The organism is Streptomyces kanamyceticus (genome assembly GCF_008704495.1).
In the GTDB taxonomy this organism is placed as follows: domain Bacteria; phylum Actinomycetota; class Actinomycetes; order Streptomycetales; family Streptomycetaceae; genus Streptomyces; species Streptomyces kanamyceticus.
This window is the reverse complement of the sequence record NZ_CP023699.1, coordinates 8,590,450-8,607,667: the sequence shown is the minus strand read 5'-3', so window position 1 is coordinate 8,607,667 and position 17,218 is coordinate 8,590,450. Positions and strand designations below refer to the sequence as shown.

Below are 17,218 nucleotides of genomic sequence, written 5' to 3'. Positions count from 1 at the left end.
CAACGCACACTCAACGCCTCTGGGAAACGCCAGATCAGCCCGCCCGCCGGGTTCGGAACGACACTGCCGCCGTGAGTACCAGCACCCCGCCCCGGGCTGGGGAAAATCCCGCTTCCCATGTTCTGTGGCTCCCGCCAGGGACTCGGACCTGCGGCCAACCCAACTACGCCAAGTCATACACAGCAGTGATCGTGACCCGCCCACCGCAAACCCGCACGTCACGCCCGTTCCCATCTGTTGGCGACCCCGTCGAGGGTTCGAACCCGCGCCTCCCGTCTCGGTGCCCCACCCAACAAGCCACAACGCTCCCGCCCACCGATCCCCCATTGCACATCCGTTGTACAAACACGCGGGAACTCCCGGGAACCCCCAGGTCAGCCGGGCACACCCGCCACGACACCGAATGGCCCTGCCCCCGGGAAAACCCCAGTTCAGGGCCGTAAAAGCAGACGAGCCGAGCTATACGCCGGGTTCAGAACGACACAGTCCCCGCGACTACGACTCGCACCCGGACTTCTTCGTCCGCAAGGCGATCGGCTGGTGTCTGCGGGAGTACGCCAAGACCGATCCGGCGGCCGTACGCGCCTTCGTCGAGCGGGAGCGGGACCGGCTCGCGCCGCTGTCCGTGCGGGAAGCGTTGAAGAACCTCTGAGCAACTCGGCTCGCGGAACGCGTCGTTCGGGATAAAACCATTCGACGTGGGCGCCTCCTTCGGTGAGGATCAGTGCCATGTTCCGGTACGCCTTCCTCGCAGCAACGCCCGCAGTCGCGGGCGCTGCGAAGGCTGCCGTACTCGCATCTGACGTCCTCGCACCTGACGTCCTCGTATTGGCCGTCCTCGCACCTGACGCCTTTGACGGCGCCCGAAGCTGACCCTCCCCGGACACTCCGGCGGACCCCCTAGGGGGAGGGTCGGTCAGGCCCCGGGGTCCCCGTCCCGACCGTGCGCCGAGCGCCGGTCAGGGACAACAGCTTCGAGTTCCGGAGAAGGAACAGCCATGTCCAAGACGGCATACGTGCGCACCAAGCCGCACCTCAACATCGGCACCATGGGCCACGTCGACCACGGCAAGACCACCCTGACCGCCGCCATCACCAAGGTCCTCAGCGAGCGCGGCACCGGCACGTTCGTGCCCTTCGAACGGATCGACCGGGCCCCGGAGGAGGCGCAGCGCGGCATCACCATCAACATCGCGCACGTCGAGTACGAGACCGACACCCGGCACTACGCGCACGTCGACATGCCAGGACACGCCGACTACGTCAAGAACATGGTCACCGGAGCCGCGCAGCTCGACGGGGCGATCCTCGTCGTCTCCGCGCTCGACGGGATCATGCCGCAGACCGCGGAGCACGTGCTGCTCGCCCGGCAGGTCGGCGTCGACCACATCGTCGTCGCCCTCAACAAGGCCGACGCCGTCGACGACGGTGAGGACGCTGAGCTCACCGACCTCGTCGAGCTCGAGGTCCGCGACCTGCTCTCCGCACACGGGTACGGCGGGGACTGTGTCCCTGTCGTACGCGTATCCGGGCTCAAGGCCCTGGAGGGCGACCCGCGGTGGACGGCCTCCATCGAGGCGCTGCTCGACGCCGTCGACACCTATGTGCCGATGCCCGAGAGGTATCTCGACGCGCCCTTCCTGCTGCCCGTCGAGAACACCTTCACGATCACTGGTCGCGGCACCGTCGTCACCGGCGCCGTCGAGCGCGGCAGCGTCAAGGTCGGCGACCGCGTGGAGGTGCTCGGCGCGGACACGGAGACGGTCGTTACCGGCCTAGAGACCTTCGGTAAGCCTATGGACTCCGCGCAGGCCGGGGACAACGTCGCGCTGCTGCTGCGCGGCGTGCCCCGCGACGCGGTGCGCCGCGGGCACATCGTCGCGGCGCCCGGCAGCGCCACGCCGAGCCGTCGCTTCTCCGCGCAGGTGTACGTCCTGTCGGCGGGCGAGGGCGGCCGCTCGACGCCCGTCACGACCGGGTACCGGCCGCAGTTCTACATCCGCACCGCAGACGTGGTCGGCGACGTCGACCTCGGCGAAACGGCCGTCGCCCGCCCCGGCGACACCGTCACGATGACCGTCGAGCTCGGCCGTGAGCTGCCCCTGGAGCCGGGCCTCGGCTTCGCGATCCGCGAGGGCGGACGCACCGTCGGCGCGGGCACCGTGACCGAGGTCTTCAGCTAGACCGACCGTCGCACCTCACGAAACCGGCACCCCGGTACTGCATGAGAGTGCAAGACCACTGCCGGTGGGTCAGAACCTGATGGTCCTGGCCCACCGGCGGTGCGGGGACACTGAGAAAGCTCGTTCCGTACTTGATCTATTGATCGTCGCTGGTCAGGTACGAAATCCACTCGCCAGCAGGAGAGTCGGGGGCGCTGCTCGTACCGTTCGCATAGGTGGTAGCCATTCCGTCGGCGCTTGACCTGCTCCGATGACCTGACCGTGGTGGCGGTTCGGGAATCTTGTCGCAGAGCCTTTGCTTGGCCAGCTCTACCAGGATCTCCGCGTCACTTCTGCGGGCGGTGAGGGCTCCTAGGCATCGCCTGGCCGACGACGTCCATGATGTCTAAGGTGACCGTGGAGAGACTGATGTCGATGTCTTTCAGCTCCAGACTCGGATGCCACCCGCGGCGTTCGGGTGACGGCAGTGTGGACTCAGGTCAGATCCCGCAATTCGAGGAGGGCCTGCCCATGCCATCGGTGCCGAAACAGTTGGTCAGGCAGCAAGATGCTTCGCATCACTGCCCCAAGAGCCGCACCGCAATCGAAACGTAAACCCACCCCTCTCCCCCACCCCGGTGATGGTGAGCACGTTCTCGACCGGGAGCAGGAAGGGCGCGTCGAGGTACCTCTCGGGCATCGGCACATACGTGTCGACGGCGTCGAGCAGCGCCTCGATGGAGGCCGTCCACCGCTCGTCGCCCTCCAGGGCCTTGAGCCCGGATACGCGTACGACAGGGACACAGTCCCCGCCGTACCCGTGCGTGGAGAGCAGGTCGCGGACCTCGAGCTCGACGAGGTCGGTGAGCTCAGCGTCCTCACCGTCGTCGACGGCGTCGGCCTTGTTGAGGGCGACGACGATGTGGTCGACGCCGACCTGCCGGGCGAGCAGCACGTGCTCCGCGGTCTGCGGCATGATCCCGTCGAGCGCGGAGACGACGAGGATCGCCCCGTCGAGCTGCGCGGCTCCGGTGACCATGTTCTTGACGTAGTCGGCGTGTCCTGGCATGTCGACGTGCGCGTAGTGCCGGGTGTCGGTCTCGTACTCGACGTGCGCGATGTTGATGGTGATGCCGCGCTGCGCCTCCTCCGGGGCCCGGTCGATCCGTTCGAAGGGCACGAACGTGCCGGTGCCGCGCTCGCTGAGGACCTTGGTGATGGCGGCGGTCAGGGTGGTCTTGCCGTGGTCGACGTGGCCCATGGTGCCGATGTTGAGGTGCGGCTTGGTGCGCACGTATGCCGTCTTGGACATGGCTGTTCCTTCTCCGGAACTCGAAGCTGTTGTCCCTGACCGGCGCTCGGCGCACGGTCGGGACGGGGACCCCGGGGCCTGACCGACCCTCCCCCTAGGGGGTCCGCCGGAGTGTCCGGGGAGGGTCAGCTTCGGGCGCCGTCAAAGGCGTCAGGTGCGAGGACGGCCAATACGAGGACGTCAGGTGCGAGGACGTCAGATGCGAGTACGGCAGCCTTCGCAGCGCCCGCGACTGCGGGCGTTGCTGCGAGGAAGGCGTACCGGAACATGGCACTGATCCTCACCGAAGGAGGCGCCCACGTCGAATGGTTTTATCCCGAACGACGCGTTCCGCGAGCCGAGTTGCTCAGAGGTTCTTCAACGCTTCCCGCACGGACAGCGGCGCGAGCCGGTCCCGCTCCCGCTCGACGAAGGCGCGTACGGCCGCCGGATCGGTCTTGGCGTACTCCCGCAGACACCAGCCGATCGCCTTGCGGACGAAGAAGTCGGGGTGTCCCGACTGCCGCACGCAGTAGGCGAAGAGGCGCTCGGTGTCCGTCGCCGACTTGTATCGGAGCTGGTGGAGGAGGGCGGTGCGGGCCACCCACAGGTCCTCGTCCTCGATCCACTCGTCCATGGCCGTCCGCAGCGCGGGATCGGCCGCGACCAGAGCGCCGACGACATGTGCGGCGAGCGCGTCGACCGTGTCCCACCAAGAGCGCGTCGTCACGAGGTGCCTGGCCACGGGCAGGAAGCCGGACGAACAGCGCTGCACGTGACGGCGCAGATAGTCCGCCGCGAAGTAGGCGTACTCGCGCTCGGGCAGCTCCCAGCAGCGCAGGGCGAGCGCCGCGCAGTCCGCCTCGTCGGGGCGCGGGGTCCCCGCGAGCACGGCGCGGGACAGCTCGCGGCGCACCGGCGAGGTCAGTCCGAGGAAGGGCGCGACGTCCTTCATGTACGCGCGCATCCGCGCGGCCCGTGCCGGATCGGCCGCCGCCGGATAGGCCGCGACGAGCCGTTCGACGACGGTTTCCGCAAGATCGCTTCGCGGTACGGGCATCGGGACTGTGACGCTCATGAGACGCACCATACGGCGATCAGACACATGAGCCGGTTACTCTTCCCGGATGCTCGAGACCGTCACCACCCGACCGCAGGGCCTCGCCGTGCGCTGCACCAGGGCGTTGCTCTCGCCGTGGTCGCGGCTGTCCCTGCTGGTGGTGCTGCTCGCCGCGGCCGGTACGTGCGTCCTGCTCTTCGAACCGCAGCGGCTGCTCTCCGACGGCTGGCCCGCCCAGCTCGGCGGCGCCGCGGCGGTGACCCTGTTCGCCGTGGCGTACGGAGCCTGCACCGCCGCGTTCGTGCCCCGGCCGCTCCTGAACCTCGCGGCGGGCGCCCTCTTCGGTACGGCGGCGGGGCTCGGCGCGGCGATCGCCGGCACCGTGCTCGGCGCCGGGATCGCCTTCGGCCTCGGCAGGATCCTCGGCCAGGACGCGCTGCGGCCGCTGCTGCGGGGCAAGTGGCTGAAGGCCGCGGACGGCCAGCTCAGCAGCCACGGCTTCCGTTCCATGCTGGCGGTGCGGCTCTTCCCCGGCGTGCCGTTCGCCGCGGCCAACTACTGTGCGGCGGTCTCCCGCATGGGCTGGTTGCCGTTCCTTCTGGCCACGGGCATCGGCTCGGTTCCCAACACCGCGGCGTACGTCGTCGCGGGCGCCCGCGCGTCGACGCCGACGTCGCCGGTGTTCCTGATCGCGATGGGGTTCATCGCGGTGACCGGGCTCGGCGGGGCGCTGGTGGCGTGGTTCAAACGACACCACCTGCGCGGCCACTGACTCCGGATCCTTGTTCGCCGGGACCCCCTGTTTGCCGGGCCCCCTGTTCGCCGGAATCCCTGTTCGCCGAGACCCCTCAGAGCGCTTCGAGGATCGTCGCGTTGGCGAGGCCGCCCGCCTCGCACATGGTCTGGAGCGCGTAGCGGGCGCCGCGGGCGCGCATGGCGTGGACGAGGGTGGTCATCAGCCGGGTGCCGCTGGCTCCCAGGGGATGGCCGAGCGCGAGGGCACCACCGTGCACATTCACCTTCTCCGGGTCCGCGCCGGTCTCCCGCAGCCAGGCGAGCACGACGCTGGCGAAGGCTTCGTTGACCTCGAAGAGGTCGATGTCGTCGAGGGTCAGTGAGGCTTTGCGCAGGACCTTCTCGGTGGCGGGCAGGACGCCGGTCAGCATCAGGATCGGGTCGGACCCGGTGACGGCGAAGCTGTGCAGCCTGGCGAGCGGGCGCAGGCCGAGTCGGGCGGCGTTCTCGCCGGTGGTGATGAGGACGGCGGACGCCCCGTCGTTGATGGGGCTGCTGTTGCCCGCGGTGACGTTCCAGTCGATCTGCGGGAAGCGCTCGCCGAAGGCCGGGTCGTAGTAGGCGGGCTTGAGGCCCGCGAGGACCTCGGGGGTGGTGGCGGGGCGGACGGACTCGTCGCGCGTCAGACCGGCGATCGGCTCGGTCTCCGCGTCGAAGAGACCGGCGTCCCAGGCGCGCGCGGCCCGCTGGTGCGAGGTCGTCGCGAAGGCGTCCATGCGCTCGCGCCCGATGGCCCACTTGGCGGCGATGAGCTCGGCGCTGATGCCTTGCGGGACGAGACCGTCCGGATAGCGCTCGGCGACGCCGGGGCCGAACGGGTCGGCGCCCGCAGGCACGTTCGACCACATCGGTACGCGGCTCATCGACTCCACCCCGCAGGCCACCACCATGTCGTACGCGCCCGATATGACGCCCTGCGCCGCGAAGTGCACGGCCTGCTGCGAGGAGCCGCACTGCCGGTCGACGGTGGTCGCGGGTACGGACTCGGGGAACCCGGCCGAAAGGACGGCGTAGCGGGTGGTGTTCATGGCCTGCTCGGCGACCTGGTCGACGGTGCCGCCGATCACGTCGTCGACGAGGGCGGGGTCGATGCCGCTGCGGCGGACGAGGGCGCGCAGCGTGTGGGCGAGGAGGTCGACCGGGTGCACATCGGCGAGGGCGCCGTTGGGCTTGCCCTTGCCCACGGGCGTGCGTACGGCTTCGACGATGACGGCGTCACGCATGAGCGGTCCTCTTTCGGCGACGAGTCCAACCACCAGTGAGTAGGAGATCCAAACTCACCATAGCGAGGTAAGTTGGAAAATCAAACCCACTCTCACAGTCCCTCTAAACTGCCCGCATGAAGGATCCGCGCCCCTGCTCCATCGCCGACGCACTCGCCCTGGTCGGCGAGAAGTACTCCCTGCTCGTCCTTCGCGAGGTGTGCCTCGGCAACGAGCGCTTCGACCAGCTGGTGCGCAACATCGGCGCCCCCCGGGACATCCTCGCGACGCGGCTGCGCCGCCTGGTGGAGGCGGGCGTCCTGGAGAAGACCGCCTACAGTGAGCGCCCGCAGCGCTTCCTGTACCGGCCCACCCCGGCGGGCCTCGAACTGGAGCCCGTCCTGATGACCCTCATGGCCTGGGGCGACCGCCATCTACGCGGCGCCGAAGGACCCCCGATGGTCCTGGAGCACTCCTGCGGCCACGAACTGGTCCCCGTCGTGACGTGTTCCGCCTGCGGCGACGCGGTCCACCACGACGACCTGGCCGCGCATCCGCAGACGCCGGGCTGGTCGACGACGGGCCCGACGGCGCCCTGATCCGGGGTCCACGCCACACCGGAGGGCACCCCTCCCCCGCCGCCCACACGCCGCACGGCGGCCCTCAGAGCCCCCCGTTCACCCAAGGCGGTTACGCTGCCCCCGACGAGGGGGAGTGACCGCCCCTCGCGCCCCGGCGTTCCCGCCGCAGCACCGCCTCTCGTTGACCGCTATCACCGCACCCGCATCCACCCGCGGCCTGATGATCAGTACTTGGACGGCGCAGTTTTCATGTCTTGGCTTGAATCCTTCATCCTCGGGCTCGTCCAGGGGCTGACCGAGTTCCTCCCGATCTCCTCCAGCGCGCACCTGCGGCTCACCGCGGCGTTCGCGGGCTGGCACGATCCCGGGGCCGCGTTCACGGCGATCACCCAGATCGGCACGGAGGCCGCCGTGCTCATCTACTTCCGCAAGGACATCGCGCGGATCCTGTCGGCATGGTTCGGCTCGCTGTTCGGCAAGGTGCCGCGCTCCGACCACGACGCGCAGATGGGCTGGCTGGTCATCGTCGGCTCGATCCCGATCGGCGTCCTCGGCGTGACGTTCAAGGACCAGATCGAGGGCCCCTTCCGCGACCTCCGCCTGATCGCCACGACGCTCATCGTGATGGGCATCGTCCTCGGCATCGCCGACCGCCTCGCAGCCCGCGACGAAACGGGCGGCAAGCACCGCGCCGTACGCCGCCGCAAGGACCTCAAGGAACTCGGCGTCAAGGACGGCCTGATCTTCGGCTTCTGCCAGGCGATGGCCCTGATCCCGGGCGTCTCCCGCTCGGGCGCCACGATCAGCGGCGGCCTCCTGATGGGCTACACCCGCGAGTCCGCGGCCCGCTACTCCTTCCTCCTCGCCATCCCCGCCGTCCTGGCCTCCGGCGTCTTCGAACTGAAGGACGCGGGCGAGGGCCACGTCGCCTGGGGCCCCACGATCTTCGCCACGATCGTGGCGTTCGTGGTCGGCTACGCGGTGATCGCCTGGTTCATGAAGTTCATTACGACGAAGAGCTTCATGCCGTTCGTCTACTACCGGGTGCTGCTGGGCATTGTGCTGATCGTGCTGGTCGGCATGGGGGTTTTGAGCCCGCACGCGGGCGAGTCGGCGGGGTGACGGAGAAGGGGACCGCCGGTCGGGTCAGGCTGCCAGGCAGATGAGTACGGCCGTGGGCAGGAGCGTTCCCAGGCCGCTGAGCAGCCAGTATTGGGGCTGGCTGAGGCGGGTTCGGCGGGCGAGCGAGCGGTTGGCCGCCCACCAGAGGAATCCGCAGGCGGCGGCGACCGACCCGAAGCCCACGACGACAACGGCCAGGCCGTCGTTCTCGGTCGGTTCCGGGTCCTTCCAGGTGGCTGCGATGTAGTAGAGCATCCAGATCGGAATGACGGCCGGAACTCCCAGCACCACGTTGAGGCCCAGAGCCGTGTACCACCGTCCGCGCATGCCCCACCCCTTGATCACGGCGAGCAGGGTATCCCGGTGATCCACGGTCGAGCCGAGCCCTCAGCTCCGCGCTCTGCCCCGCCACTGGTTGGCGGCGCCCACTCCGGGGCACCGCACCCGTGGTCGTCGGCGCCTTGCCGTTATCGACGCGTGACAGCACCGACAAGGGCCGCCGACGCGGCGATCCAGTCGGGGCTCATTCCCGCGTACGCGCGGCCTGGTTGGGAAGCCGGAAAATCCCGCGCCGAGGGTTTCGGCCTCGGGCTTACCTTGCCTAGGCCGAGTCGAGGATCCACACGGTGGAGAAGGCTACGGCTCCGGTGGCGCGCCGCCGTCCATGCCCGGTCGGCGTCGGTGATCTCGTCGTCGACCCAGGCGAAGGGGCGTCCGGCCGCCCAGTCCAGGAGGGGGCGGGTCTTCCAGTGGAGGCCACGAGGGCGAGCGTGTACGGCAGCGCGAGCAGCCGGTCGCCGAGCGCCGGGTCGAGTCGTGTGATGAGCGGGTTGGCGTCGGCTGCCTCCGCCGCGCCACGCCCTTTCCCGTATGCCGGATATCCGTCGGGGAGTTGTTCCCGCGTCGCCCCGAAGGGGATCCAAGGGGCCATCGACGTCCAGAAACAGCAGAGGGAGCGCGTTACCGGTCACGACGGCACGGTAGTGGGCGAGATCGGCGAAGCACTCGTAGAGCGCCGACCTTGACACAGGGGTGAGTACTCACTCACCATAAGTGCGGACAGGGGTGAGTGAGTACTCACCCACACCCAAAGTCGCACTGAACCGACAGCGAGAGGAAGTGCCGAAGATGGCCACGTTGCAGAGCCTGGACCCGAGTACGCCGATGTTCGCGCAGTTCGAGGAGAAGACCGGGCCCATCGTCCTGGCCAACACCTTCGTCGTTCCGAAGGAGAGGACCGACGCGTTCCTGAGCCTCTTTCGGAGGCAGGCGGAGTTCATGAAGGCTCAGCCGGGATTCGTCTCCCTGCAGATGCACAAGGGAACGGCAGGCAGCCAGCTACTGATGAACGTCGCGGTCTGGGAGTCGACCGAGGCACTCGCCACCGCGCTCGGCAGCCCGGAGTTCCAGCGCATGGCGGCTGATTTCCCCGACGACATCGTCTCGTATCCGCACATCTTCGAGCGCATCGACGCATGACCGCCGCGCACCGCGGATGTCGATCGAGCCACGAAGCTCACCCAGCTGACGAAGACTCGTAAGGAAAAGGACCCATGTCGCTGAAGAAGATCAATACCGTCCTGGCCGCCGCCTTCATCCTCTTCATCCTCTGGTTCGGGATGGAGTTCATCGTGCGCCCGGAGACGACGGCGCCGGACTTCGGCCTGCCCAGCTGGCCGTCCGGCGACGGCGGTGGCTTCCTGATCGTCAAGGGAATCCGCGACGTCGTCCTGGCCCTGGTCCTGGGCATCCTGCTGCTGACGGGCCACCGTCGGGCACTGGGCTGGGCGCTGCTGGTGGAGGCCCTCGCCGCGTACGGCGACATGAGCACCGTGCTGGCCCACCACGGCTCCGTGGCCACCGCCCTCGGCGTCCACGGTCTGACCGCGACAGCGATGGTGGTCAACGGTCTGCTGATCATGCACGAGACCCGCAAGGCCGAGGTCGCGGCCATTCCGGCGAGGCCCGTCCCGCAGCCCGCCTGACACCGCCTTCGCGCCACCTTGGCCCCTGCCAGACTTCCCCGATGACCACAGACCCCTACGTACGCCAGGCCCGCCCCGCCGACGCTCCCGCTCTGGCCCGACTGCGCTGGGCCTTCAAGCAAGAGGACTACGAATACGAAGGGGATCTCCCCTCACCGGCTCGACCCGTGGACCAGGCCGAGCAGTGGATCCGGCAGCGGCTCGACGGCGGGCGATGGCTGGCCTGGGTCCTCGACATCGAGGAAGAGATCTGCGGCCACGTCTTCCTCCACCTCGTCGAGCGCGTCCCGGAGCCTTACGCGGAGAACACTCCCGTCGGCTACGTCACGAACTTCTACGTCGTCCCCTCCCAGCGCAACCGAGGGTCCGGGACCGCCCTGCTCGAGGCGCTGAAACTGCACGCCCGGAGCCTGGGCATGGACGACCTCATCGTCTGGCCGTCCGAGCGCAGCGACCCTCTCTACCGACGGGCCGGATTTCAACCTTCGGCCGAGTTGCTGGAAAGCATCATGGACTGAGGTGACCGCCCGTCCCGCCGACAAGCCTCAGGCCCGCGCCCGGGCCGCCTCCCCGGCATCCCGCCCCACCCCGTCGTCCTCCGCCACGACAGGTCGTACCGCCGGAATCATCGCGGCCACCGCCGCCGCGGCCAGCGCGACGCCGCAGCCGATCAACAGGCCGACGCGGAAGCCGTTCTCGGAGGGCAGCACATGGCCGCCCATCGTGATGGTGAGCTGGGCGAGGACCACACCGGCCACCGCGGCGGAGAACGAGGTGCCCAGCGAGCGCATCAGGGTGTTGAAGCTGTTCGCCGCCGCGGTCTCGGACCTGGGCACCGCGCTCATGATGAGCGCGGGCATCGCCCCGTACGCCAGGCCCACACCGCTGTTGGCGACCAGGGACACGACGAGCAGGCCCCAGGTGGAGCCCATCAGCGGCATCGCGAGCCCGTATCCGACCGAGATCACCAGAGCGCCCGTGACCAACGTGAACTTGGGGCCCCGCGCAACGGTCAGCTTTCCGCCGATCGGCGACACCACCATCATCATCAGACCCGCCGGAGCCATCCACATGCCCATGGCGAACATCGACTGCCCGAGCCCGTAACCAGTGTCCTCAGGCAACTGCAACAGCTGAGGAAGGATCAGCGCCTGCGCGTACATGCCGAATCCGACGAGGACCGATGCCACGTTGGTCAGCAGGACGCGGGGGCGGGCCGTGGTGCGCAGGTCCACCAGCGGGTCGCGGGAGCGCAGTTCCCACCAGCCCCAGACGAGCAGCACCAGCACCGCGGCGCCGAGCAGGCCGAGCGTGGTGCCCGAACTCCAGCCCCAGTCGGCCCCCTTGGATACGCCGAGGAGCAGACAGACGAGCCCGGCACCCAGGCCGAGGGCGCCGACGAAGTCGAAGCGCTGACCCTGGGCGCCCGCGGGAGTGGCGGGCACCAGGAACCAGATCATCGCGCCGATCAGCAGCGCGAGGGCAGCCGCGCCCCAGAAGAGCACCCGCCAGCTCGCGTACTCGGCGATGCCCGCCGATATCGGCAGACCGAGTCCGCCGCCGATCCCCATCGACGCGCTGACCAGCGCGATGGACGAGCTGAGCTTCTCCGGCGGGACCACGTCGCGCAGCAGGCTGATGCCGAGCGGCACCACCCCCATGCCCATGCCCTGCAGTCCACGGCCCACGATCATCGGGCCGACCGAGGAGGTCAGGGCGCAGACCACGGAGCCGATCAGCAGCGGCACGCAGGACACGAGCAGCATCCGGCGCTTGCCGTAGAGGTCGCCGAGCCGACCGCTGACCGGGGTGAAGACGGCCGCCGAGAGCAGCGTCGCGGTGATCACCCAGGACGCGTTGGACGAACTGGTGTCCAGGATCCGCGGCAGCTCGCCGATGAGCGGGGTCACCAGGGTCTGCATGACCGCGGCGACGGTGCCGGCCAGCGCGAGCGTGGCGACGATGCCGCGCGGGCTGCTGGAGGTCGGCTTGGGGCCGTCCATGACGGGGCTCCTCTACGGGTTCGACCGCGCGTACGAGTTCGACTGTTTCGACTGCGCGCGTACGGGTTCGACTGCGCGAGCCCGCCGATGCCGCGGCACCGGGCGGACGCGATGGATGTGCATCGTACACATCTCATGCATCGAACACATCGAATGGCGTGTGCACACAGCATGACCCATGCATGCCGTGTGGTAGAGATGGCTGGTACCAGCTACGGGGACGAACAGGACGGCGGAGGAAGAAACACATGGGCAGGGCCACGCACCGGGTCGAGTACGAGCAGATGCTGCTCGGCCGCTACCTGCACCTGCACAAGTCGAAGGGGCGGCGGGCCGACAGCACCCTGGACCGCAGCGCGTACATCCTGCTCAGCCGCATCCGCATGCAGGGCCCGATGACCATCGGCCAGCTCGGCGACGCGTTCGGCCTCGACACCTCCACGCTCAACCGGCAGACCGCCGCGGCCGTCCGGGGCGGGCTCATCGACCGCATCCCGGACCCGGACGGCGGCATGGCCCGCAAGTTCCGCATCACCGCCGAGGGCGAGCGGCGCCTGGACGCGGAACGCGAAGGGATCACCCAGAGCCTGGATCGCATCATGGCCGAGTGGGGCGACGAGGACATCGAGGCCTTCGCCGGTTACCTCAAGCGCTTCAACACGGACATCGAACGCATCGAAGGGCGGCCGTGGCCACGTCCGTGACCCCGACCGCCCTGACGCGCGCCCGCGCGCTCCTCAAGACTGCGGACGGCTCCCGTGATTGGCCGCGTGCTTACGGCGGGCCTTCTTCTTCCTGCGTCGCTTCGAGGACATCGCGCCACCTTCTACGTCGTTCATTCAGACTTGACCGCTTCCTACCGTTCCATACCGGTCTGCGCACGGCGACCCGACGCCGACCATGGCGTCACCGACCGACATGACGATCACTTGGCGCAGGTGTGCGGTAGCTGACAGTTCCGATTGTCGTAGCCATCCCCTAGGGTTGACTCCATGTCCTTAACCCCACCACCCCATGGTTCCGCGCGGTCGTCCGGCGAACTGAACGAACGGATCCGCGGCCTGTGGCTGCGCGCAGGCGGGCGCCTCTCCGCCGAACAGCGCCGGGAGTACGAGCAGTTGGTGACCGAATGGGCCACCGCTGTTCGCGAGGAGATCGTGAAAGCTGCCTAGATGAGGCCGTTCGGCATCGACCGCGACGTCGAGGTGCCCGTGCCCGGCGAGGGTGAGACCTGGGCCGTCGGCGCGGTGATCCTCAACGAGCGGGGCGAGGCGTTCGCACAGAAGCGCGGGCCCGACCGCCTCCTCTTCCCCGACTGCTGGGACGTCGTCGGCGGCCACGTCGAACCCGGCGAAGGCCTCCTCGACGCCTTGGCACGCGAGATCGAGGAGGAGACCGGCTGGCAGCTGCGGCGCGTGCGGCGGTTCCTGGGCGTCGCCGTCTGGCAGGGAGACGACGGCGGCGGCGTGCGGCACGAGGCCGACTACGTCGTCGAAGTCACCGGCGATCTGGCCCACCCGGCCATCGAGTGGTCCCGGCACAGCGCGTACGCCTGGTTCGGCCCCGCCGAACTCCCCCTGCTCAAGGAGAACCGCGCACCCGGCGAGTTCCTGATCCACGACCTGATCAGCCGTGCGCTCCCCCGCCACGGGACAGGACACGGGACAGGGCGCGGCCCGTCGGCCTAGACCGACGCGACCCCGGCGGCTCTTGCCCCCTGCACACCCCTTGGCTCCCCACCTCCCGTACCCAACACTGAGCCGATGACGCAGCGCGTGGAACTCGCCGCAGTAATGGACCGGTTGGCCATCGACGCCCTCATCACCGAATACGCCGTGACCGTCGACGACGGTGACTGGAACGCCTACCGCCGGCTCTTCGCCCCCGGCGGGCGCGCCGACTACCGCTCCGCCGGTGGCATCGAGGGCGCGGCCACCGATGTCGCCACCTGGATGACCGAGACGCTGCGGATGTTCTCGATGCGCCAGCACCTGATCGTGAACCGGAGACTGGAGTTCGGGACGCTCGATCAGGACATCGGGGACACCGCGCGCGTGCGCGCCGACTATGTGAACCCCATGGCGTTCGTGGGAGAAGGGACGGAGGGGGCAGACGTGGCGGACGGGGCAGACGGGGCAGACGGGGCGGCGAAGGGGACCCCCGCGCCGGACTTCGTCTGCGGCGGCCGCTACTCCTTCGGACTGCTCCGTACGCACAGCGGCTGGCGGCTCCGCGAAGTCGTCGTCGCGGAGAAGTGGCGCAGGATCACGCAGCACCCGGGCTAGGAACCAGGCGACGTAGGCCCCCGGCCCGACCCTTCACACCACGGTGAACGCCCACTGTCGTAGATCGTCCGGGGCGCGCACACTGGAACGTACGACCGGGCGTCGGGGACAGAGGGAGGCGCTGCATGGATCTGATCGGCGACGGCCGGTGGGAGCGGGCCGGGCGGCGCGGCCGACGGATGCTCGCCTCGCGCTGGTGGCGCGGCGGTGCGGCCGTCCTCGCCGGGGCACTGCCCGCCCTGGCGTTCCCCGCCCCCGCGGTGTGGTGGTTCGCGTACGTCGCCCTCGTGCCCTGGATCCTGCTGGCCAGGTCGGCCCCGACCGGGCGCCGCGCCGCGCTCGACGGCTGGCTCGGTGGCCTCGGTTTCATGGTGGCCGTCCACCACTGGCTGCTCCCGAGCCTGCATGTCTTCACGGTCGTCATCGCCGCGCTGCTCGGCCTGCTGTGGGCGCCGTGGGGCTGGCTGGTGCGGCGGCTGCTCGGTGAGGCGCCGCCGACCGGACGGGCCTCGGTCGCGCTCCTGGCGCTGCCCTCGGCCTGGCTGATGGTCGAACTGGTCAGGTCCTGGGAGGGGTTGGGCGGCCCGTGGGGTCTGCTCGGGTCGAGCCAGTGGCAGGTCGCGCCCGCGCTGCGGCTCGCTTCCGTGGGCGGGGTGTGGCTGGTCAGCGCGCTGGTCGTGGTGGTGAACACGGCGGTCGCGCTGCTCGTGATCGCGCTGACCGCGCGGGGCTCCGCCCGGGCTGCACGAGTCTCCACCCCCGCTACACCAGGCTCCGCCCTGCCCGCACGAGTATCCACCCCGACTGCGCCAGGCTCCGCACGGACCGCACATGGGCCCACCCCGGCCGCACGGAGCGGATCCACCCCGTTCCGCACCTCCCCCGGCACCCCCGCCATCGCCGGAATCGTCGCCGTCGCCGCCGTGACCACCGCCGCCTGGGCCTGGGCGCCCCGCCCGGAGCCCGCGGGCGGCGTCCGCGTCGCCGTCGTGCAGCCCGGTGTCATCGACGGCATCGCGGGTCCGGAGAAGCGCCTGGCCCGCGAGGAGGCGCTGACCCGCACCCTGGCGGGCCGGGACGTCGACCTCGTCGTATGGGGCGAGAGCAGCGTCGGATTCGACCTCGCCGACCGGCCCGACGTCGCCCGCCGGATCGCCGCGCTCTCCCGCGAGATCGGCGCGGACATCCTGGTGAACGTCGACGCGCGCCGCTCCGACAAGGCCGGCATCTTCAAGAGTTCCGTCCTGGTGGGACCGCAGGGCCCGACCGGCGACCGCTACGACAAGATGCGTCTGGTGCCCTTCGGCGAGTACGTACCGGCCCGCGGCCTGCTCGGCTGGGCGACGTCGGTCGGCAAGGCCGCGGGTGAGGACCGCAGGCGCGGCGACCGGCAGGTGGTGATGGACGTGGGGCACGGTCTGCGGGTCGGTCCGCTGGTCTGCTTCGAGTCGGCGTTCCCCGACATGAGCCGTCAGCTCACCCGCGACGGCGCGCGGCTGCTGCTCGCGCAGTCCGCCACCTCGTCGTTCCAGCACAGCTGGGCTCCCCAGCAGCACGCCTCGCTCGCCGCGGTGCGCGCGGCCGAGACGGGCCGCCCCATGGTGCACGCGACCCTCACCGGTGTCTCCGCGGTCTACGGCCCGGACGGCTCACGCGTCGGTTCGCCGCTCGGCACATCGGCCAGCGCCACCGCGGTCTACGAGGTGCCGCTGGCCACGGGCGTGACGGCGTACGTCAGGTGGGGCGACTGGCCCGTACACGCCGCCCTGATCTTCCTGGTGCTGCTGTGCCTCGCCGAGGGTGCGCGGACGCTCAGGCGGCCTGCTCCTGAGCTTCCCGCACCACCCGCTCGCACAGTTCATGGGTCGCCAGCGCATCACGGGCACTGAGCACCTTGCCCGCGCGCACGGCGTCGAGGAAGGCGAGCACCACCTGTTCGATGCCGCGCTGGCGGGCCACCGGCACCCAGTCGCCGCGCCGCCGCACCGTCGGCTGGCCCTTGTGGTCGATGACCTCGGCGAGGTTGAGCACCTGCCGCTTGGTGTCCTGACCGGAGACCTCCAGGATCTCCTCGGTCGAACCGCTCAGCCGGTTCATCACGCCGAGCGCCGTGAAGCCGTCGCCCGCGAGCTGCAGCACCACGTGCTCCATGAGCCCGTCCTTGACCCGGGCGCGTACCCCGACGTGGTCGATGGCGCCGGGCGCGAGGAAGCGCAGCGTGTCCACGACGTGGATGAAGTCGTCGAGGACGAGCGTGCGCGGGTCCTCGGGCAGGCCGACGCGGTTCTTCTGCATCAGGATCAGCTCGCGCGGGTGCTCGGCGCACTGGGCGTAGCCGGGCGCGAAGCGGCGGTTGAAGCCGACTGCGAGGCTGACGCCGCGCTCCTCGGCGAGCCGTACGAGCCGCTCGGATTCGGCGAGTTCGTACGCGATGGGCTTGTCCACGTACGTCGGCACGCCCGCTTCGAGCAGCCGCGTGACGATCTCCGGGTGCACGGCGGTCGGCGCGTGCACGAAGGCGGCGTCGAGGTCTTGGGCGAGCAGCGCGTCCAGGTCGGTGTGGAGCCGCTCATCGGGGACGTGGTGCACCTCCGCGACCCGGGCGAGGGTGGCGGGCGTACGCGTCTGCAGGTGCAGTTCGACCCCCGGCTGGGTGGTGAGGACAGGCAGGTACGCCTTCTGCGCGATGTCACCGAGTCCGATGCAGCCGACCTTCACCACTGTCTCCCCAC

General features: G+C 69.8%; 17 protein-coding genes and 3 pseudogenes. 13 read left to right on the top strand and 7 right to left on the bottom strand.

Features of this window, described 5'->3' with window-relative positions:
- Positions 1–505: 505 nt before the first annotated feature.
- Positions 506–652: pseudogene (locus tag CP970_RS37450) on the top strand (DNA alkylation repair protein); the annotation flags it as partial.
- A 346-nt stretch (positions 653–998) separates the two neighbouring features.
- Complete coding sequence (tuf, locus tag CP970_RS37445) at positions 999–2,183, top strand: elongation factor Tu (RefSeq protein WP_150494475.1); 1,185 nt, start codon at positions 999–1,001, stop codon at positions 2,181–2,183.
- Positions 2,184–2,790: 607 nt separating this feature from the next.
- Here tuf and CP970_RS37440 read toward each other — a convergent pair.
- Positions 2,791–3,474, bottom strand: a pseudogene (locus CP970_RS37440) (GTP-binding protein); the annotation flags it as partial.
- A gap of 346 nt (positions 3,475–3,820) precedes the next feature.
- Positions 3,821–4,531, bottom strand: coding sequence for a DNA alkylation repair protein (locus CP970_RS37435; protein ID WP_055555063.1), 711 nt, complete (start codon positions 4,529–4,531; stop codon positions 3,821–3,823).
- A gap of 49 nt (positions 4,532–4,580) precedes the next feature.
- Here CP970_RS37435 and CP970_RS37430 point away from each other — a divergent pair, with 49 nt between their 5' ends.
- Complete coding sequence (locus CP970_RS37430) at positions 4,581–5,285, top strand: TVP38/TMEM64 family protein (RefSeq protein WP_055555059.1); 705 nt, start codon at positions 4,581–4,583, stop codon at positions 5,283–5,285.
- 76 nt (positions 5,286–5,361) lie between these two features.
- On the opposite strand, the gene CP970_RS37425 is transcribed toward CP970_RS37430, so the two are convergent.
- On the bottom strand, positions 5,362–6,531 hold the full coding sequence (locus CP970_RS37425) for a thiolase family protein (RefSeq protein ID WP_055555057.1): 1,170 nt from the start codon (positions 6,529–6,531) through the stop codon (positions 5,362–5,364).
- Between the two features lie 116 nt (positions 6,532–6,647).
- Here CP970_RS37425 and CP970_RS37420 point away from each other — a divergent pair, with 116 nt between their 5' ends.
- Together CP970_RS37420 and CP970_RS37415 are read left to right on the top strand one after the other, a co-directional pair.
- Positions 6,648–7,109: a winged helix-turn-helix transcriptional regulator gene (locus CP970_RS37420; protein ID WP_055555055.1), complete on the top strand. Its 462-nt coding sequence runs from the start codon at positions 6,648–6,650 to the stop codon at positions 7,107–7,109.
- A gap of 231 nt (positions 7,110–7,340) precedes the next feature.
- On the top strand, positions 7,341–8,213 hold the full coding sequence (locus CP970_RS37415) for an undecaprenyl-diphosphate phosphatase (RefSeq protein ID WP_055555053.1): 873 nt from the start codon (positions 7,341–7,343) through the stop codon (positions 8,211–8,213).
- A gap of 24 nt (positions 8,214–8,237) precedes the next feature.
- Here CP970_RS37415 and CP970_RS37410 read toward each other — a convergent pair whose 3' ends face one another.
- Both CP970_RS37410 and CP970_RS45235 read right to left on the bottom strand, forming a co-directional pair.
- Positions 8,238–8,540, bottom strand: a complete 303-nt coding sequence (locus CP970_RS37410) for a hypothetical protein (RefSeq protein ID WP_055555061.1) — start codon at positions 8,538–8,540, stop codon at positions 8,238–8,240.
- A gap of 140 nt (positions 8,541–8,680) precedes the next feature.
- Positions 8,681–9,184, bottom strand: a pseudogene (locus tag CP970_RS45235) (hypothetical protein).
- A gap of 157 nt (positions 9,185–9,341) precedes the next feature.
- On the opposite strand from CP970_RS45235, the gene CP970_RS37400 reads away from it, so the two are divergent.
- From CP970_RS37400 to CP970_RS37390, 3 genes are all read left to right on the top strand, one after another.
- Entirely contained in the window at positions 9,342–9,692 is a 351-nt protein-coding gene (locus CP970_RS37400; RefSeq protein WP_055555051.1) for an antibiotic biosynthesis monooxygenase family protein, read from the top strand.
- A gap of 74 nt (positions 9,693–9,766) precedes the next feature.
- A complete protein-coding gene (locus CP970_RS37395; protein WP_055555050.1) occupies positions 9,767–10,198 on the top strand; it encodes a DUF4267 domain-containing protein in 432 nt (143 codons plus the stop codon).
- Between the two features lie 41 nt (positions 10,199–10,239).
- Positions 10,240–10,716 (top strand): GNAT family N-acetyltransferase, encoded by a 477-nt coding sequence (locus CP970_RS37390; RefSeq protein WP_055555048.1) that lies wholly within the window; start codon positions 10,240–10,242, stop codon positions 10,714–10,716.
- Positions 10,717–10,743: 27 nt separating this feature from the next.
- On the opposite strand, the gene CP970_RS37385 is transcribed toward CP970_RS37390, so the two are convergent.
- Complete coding sequence (locus CP970_RS37385; RefSeq protein ID WP_055555046.1) at positions 10,744–12,201, bottom strand: MFS transporter; 1,458 nt, start codon at positions 12,199–12,201, stop codon at positions 10,744–10,746.
- A gap of 248 nt (positions 12,202–12,449) precedes the next feature.
- On the opposite strand from CP970_RS37385, the gene CP970_RS37380 reads away from it, so the two are divergent.
- From CP970_RS37380 to lnt, 5 genes are all read left to right on the top strand, one after another.
- Positions 12,450–12,905, top strand: a complete 456-nt coding sequence (locus tag CP970_RS37380; protein ID WP_055555044.1) for a MarR family winged helix-turn-helix transcriptional regulator — start codon at positions 12,450–12,452, stop codon at positions 12,903–12,905.
- A 288-nt stretch (positions 12,906–13,193) separates the two neighbouring features.
- On the top strand, positions 13,194–13,373 hold the full coding sequence (locus CP970_RS37375) for a hypothetical protein (protein ID WP_079043972.1): 180 nt from the start codon (positions 13,194–13,196) through the stop codon (positions 13,371–13,373).
- Positions 13,374–13,889 (top strand): NUDIX hydrolase, encoded by a 516-nt coding sequence (locus CP970_RS37370; RefSeq protein ID WP_055555042.1) that lies wholly within the window; start codon positions 13,374–13,376, stop codon positions 13,887–13,889. It begins immediately after the preceding gene.
- 75 nt (positions 13,890–13,964) lie between these two features.
- Entirely contained in the window at positions 13,965–14,486 is a 522-nt protein-coding gene (locus CP970_RS37365) for a nuclear transport factor 2 family protein (RefSeq protein WP_055555040.1), read from the top strand.
- Between the two features lie 125 nt (positions 14,487–14,611).
- Complete coding sequence (lnt, locus tag CP970_RS37360; protein ID WP_055555038.1) at positions 14,612–16,375, top strand: apolipoprotein N-acyltransferase; 1,764 nt, start codon at positions 14,612–14,614, stop codon at positions 16,373–16,375.
- Here lnt and CP970_RS37355 read toward each other — a convergent pair.
- On the bottom strand, positions 16,299–17,204 hold the full coding sequence (locus CP970_RS37355; protein WP_055555036.1) for a Gfo/Idh/MocA family protein: 906 nt from the start codon (positions 17,202–17,204) through the stop codon (positions 16,299–16,301). The genes lnt and CP970_RS37355 overlap by 77 nt on opposite strands.
- Positions 17,205–17,218 lie beyond the last annotated feature (14 nt).

Bases quoted from the DNA above. Each gene is read 5' to 3' on its own strand.
- tuf (WP_150494475.1), top strand. From the start codon at position 999: ATGTCCAAGACGGCATACGTGCGCACCAAGCCGCACCTCAACATCGGC.
- CP970_RS37435 (WP_055555063.1), bottom strand. From the start codon at position 4,531: ATGAGCGTCACAGTCCCGATGCCCGTACCGCGAAGCGATCTTGCGGAA.
- CP970_RS37430 (WP_055555059.1), top strand. From the start codon at position 4,581: ATGCTCGAGACCGTCACCACCCGACCGCAGGGCCTCGCCGTGCGCTGC.
- CP970_RS37425 (WP_055555057.1), bottom strand. From the start codon at position 6,531: ATGCGTGACGCCGTCATCGTCGAAGCCGTACGCACGCCCGTGGGCAAG.
- CP970_RS37420 (WP_055555055.1), top strand. From the start codon at position 6,648: ATGAAGGATCCGCGCCCCTGCTCCATCGCCGACGCACTCGCCCTGGTC.
- CP970_RS37415 (WP_055555053.1), top strand. From the start codon at position 7,341: ATGTCTTGGCTTGAATCCTTCATCCTCGGGCTCGTCCAGGGGCTGACC.
- CP970_RS37410 (WP_055555061.1), bottom strand. From the start codon at position 8,540: ATGCGCGGACGGTGGTACACGGCTCTGGGCCTCAACGTGGTGCTGGGA.
- CP970_RS37400 (WP_055555051.1), top strand. From the start codon at position 9,342: ATGGCCACGTTGCAGAGCCTGGACCCGAGTACGCCGATGTTCGCGCAG.
- CP970_RS37395 (WP_055555050.1), top strand. From the start codon at position 9,767: ATGTCGCTGAAGAAGATCAATACCGTCCTGGCCGCCGCCTTCATCCTC.
- CP970_RS37390 (WP_055555048.1), top strand. From the start codon at position 10,240: ATGACCACAGACCCCTACGTACGCCAGGCCCGCCCCGCCGACGCTCCC.
- CP970_RS37385 (WP_055555046.1), bottom strand. From the start codon at position 12,201: ATGGACGGCCCCAAGCCGACCTCCAGCAGCCCGCGCGGCATCGTCGCC.
- CP970_RS37380 (WP_055555044.1), top strand. From the start codon at position 12,450: ATGGGCAGGGCCACGCACCGGGTCGAGTACGAGCAGATGCTGCTCGGC.
- CP970_RS37375 (WP_079043972.1), top strand. From the start codon at position 13,194: ATGTCCTTAACCCCACCACCCCATGGTTCCGCGCGGTCGTCCGGCGAA.
- CP970_RS37370 (WP_055555042.1), top strand. From the start codon at position 13,374: ATGAGGCCGTTCGGCATCGACCGCGACGTCGAGGTGCCCGTGCCCGGC.
- CP970_RS37365 (WP_055555040.1), top strand. From the start codon at position 13,965: ATGACGCAGCGCGTGGAACTCGCCGCAGTAATGGACCGGTTGGCCATC.
- lnt (WP_055555038.1), top strand. From the start codon at position 14,612: ATGGATCTGATCGGCGACGGCCGGTGGGAGCGGGCCGGGCGGCGCGGC.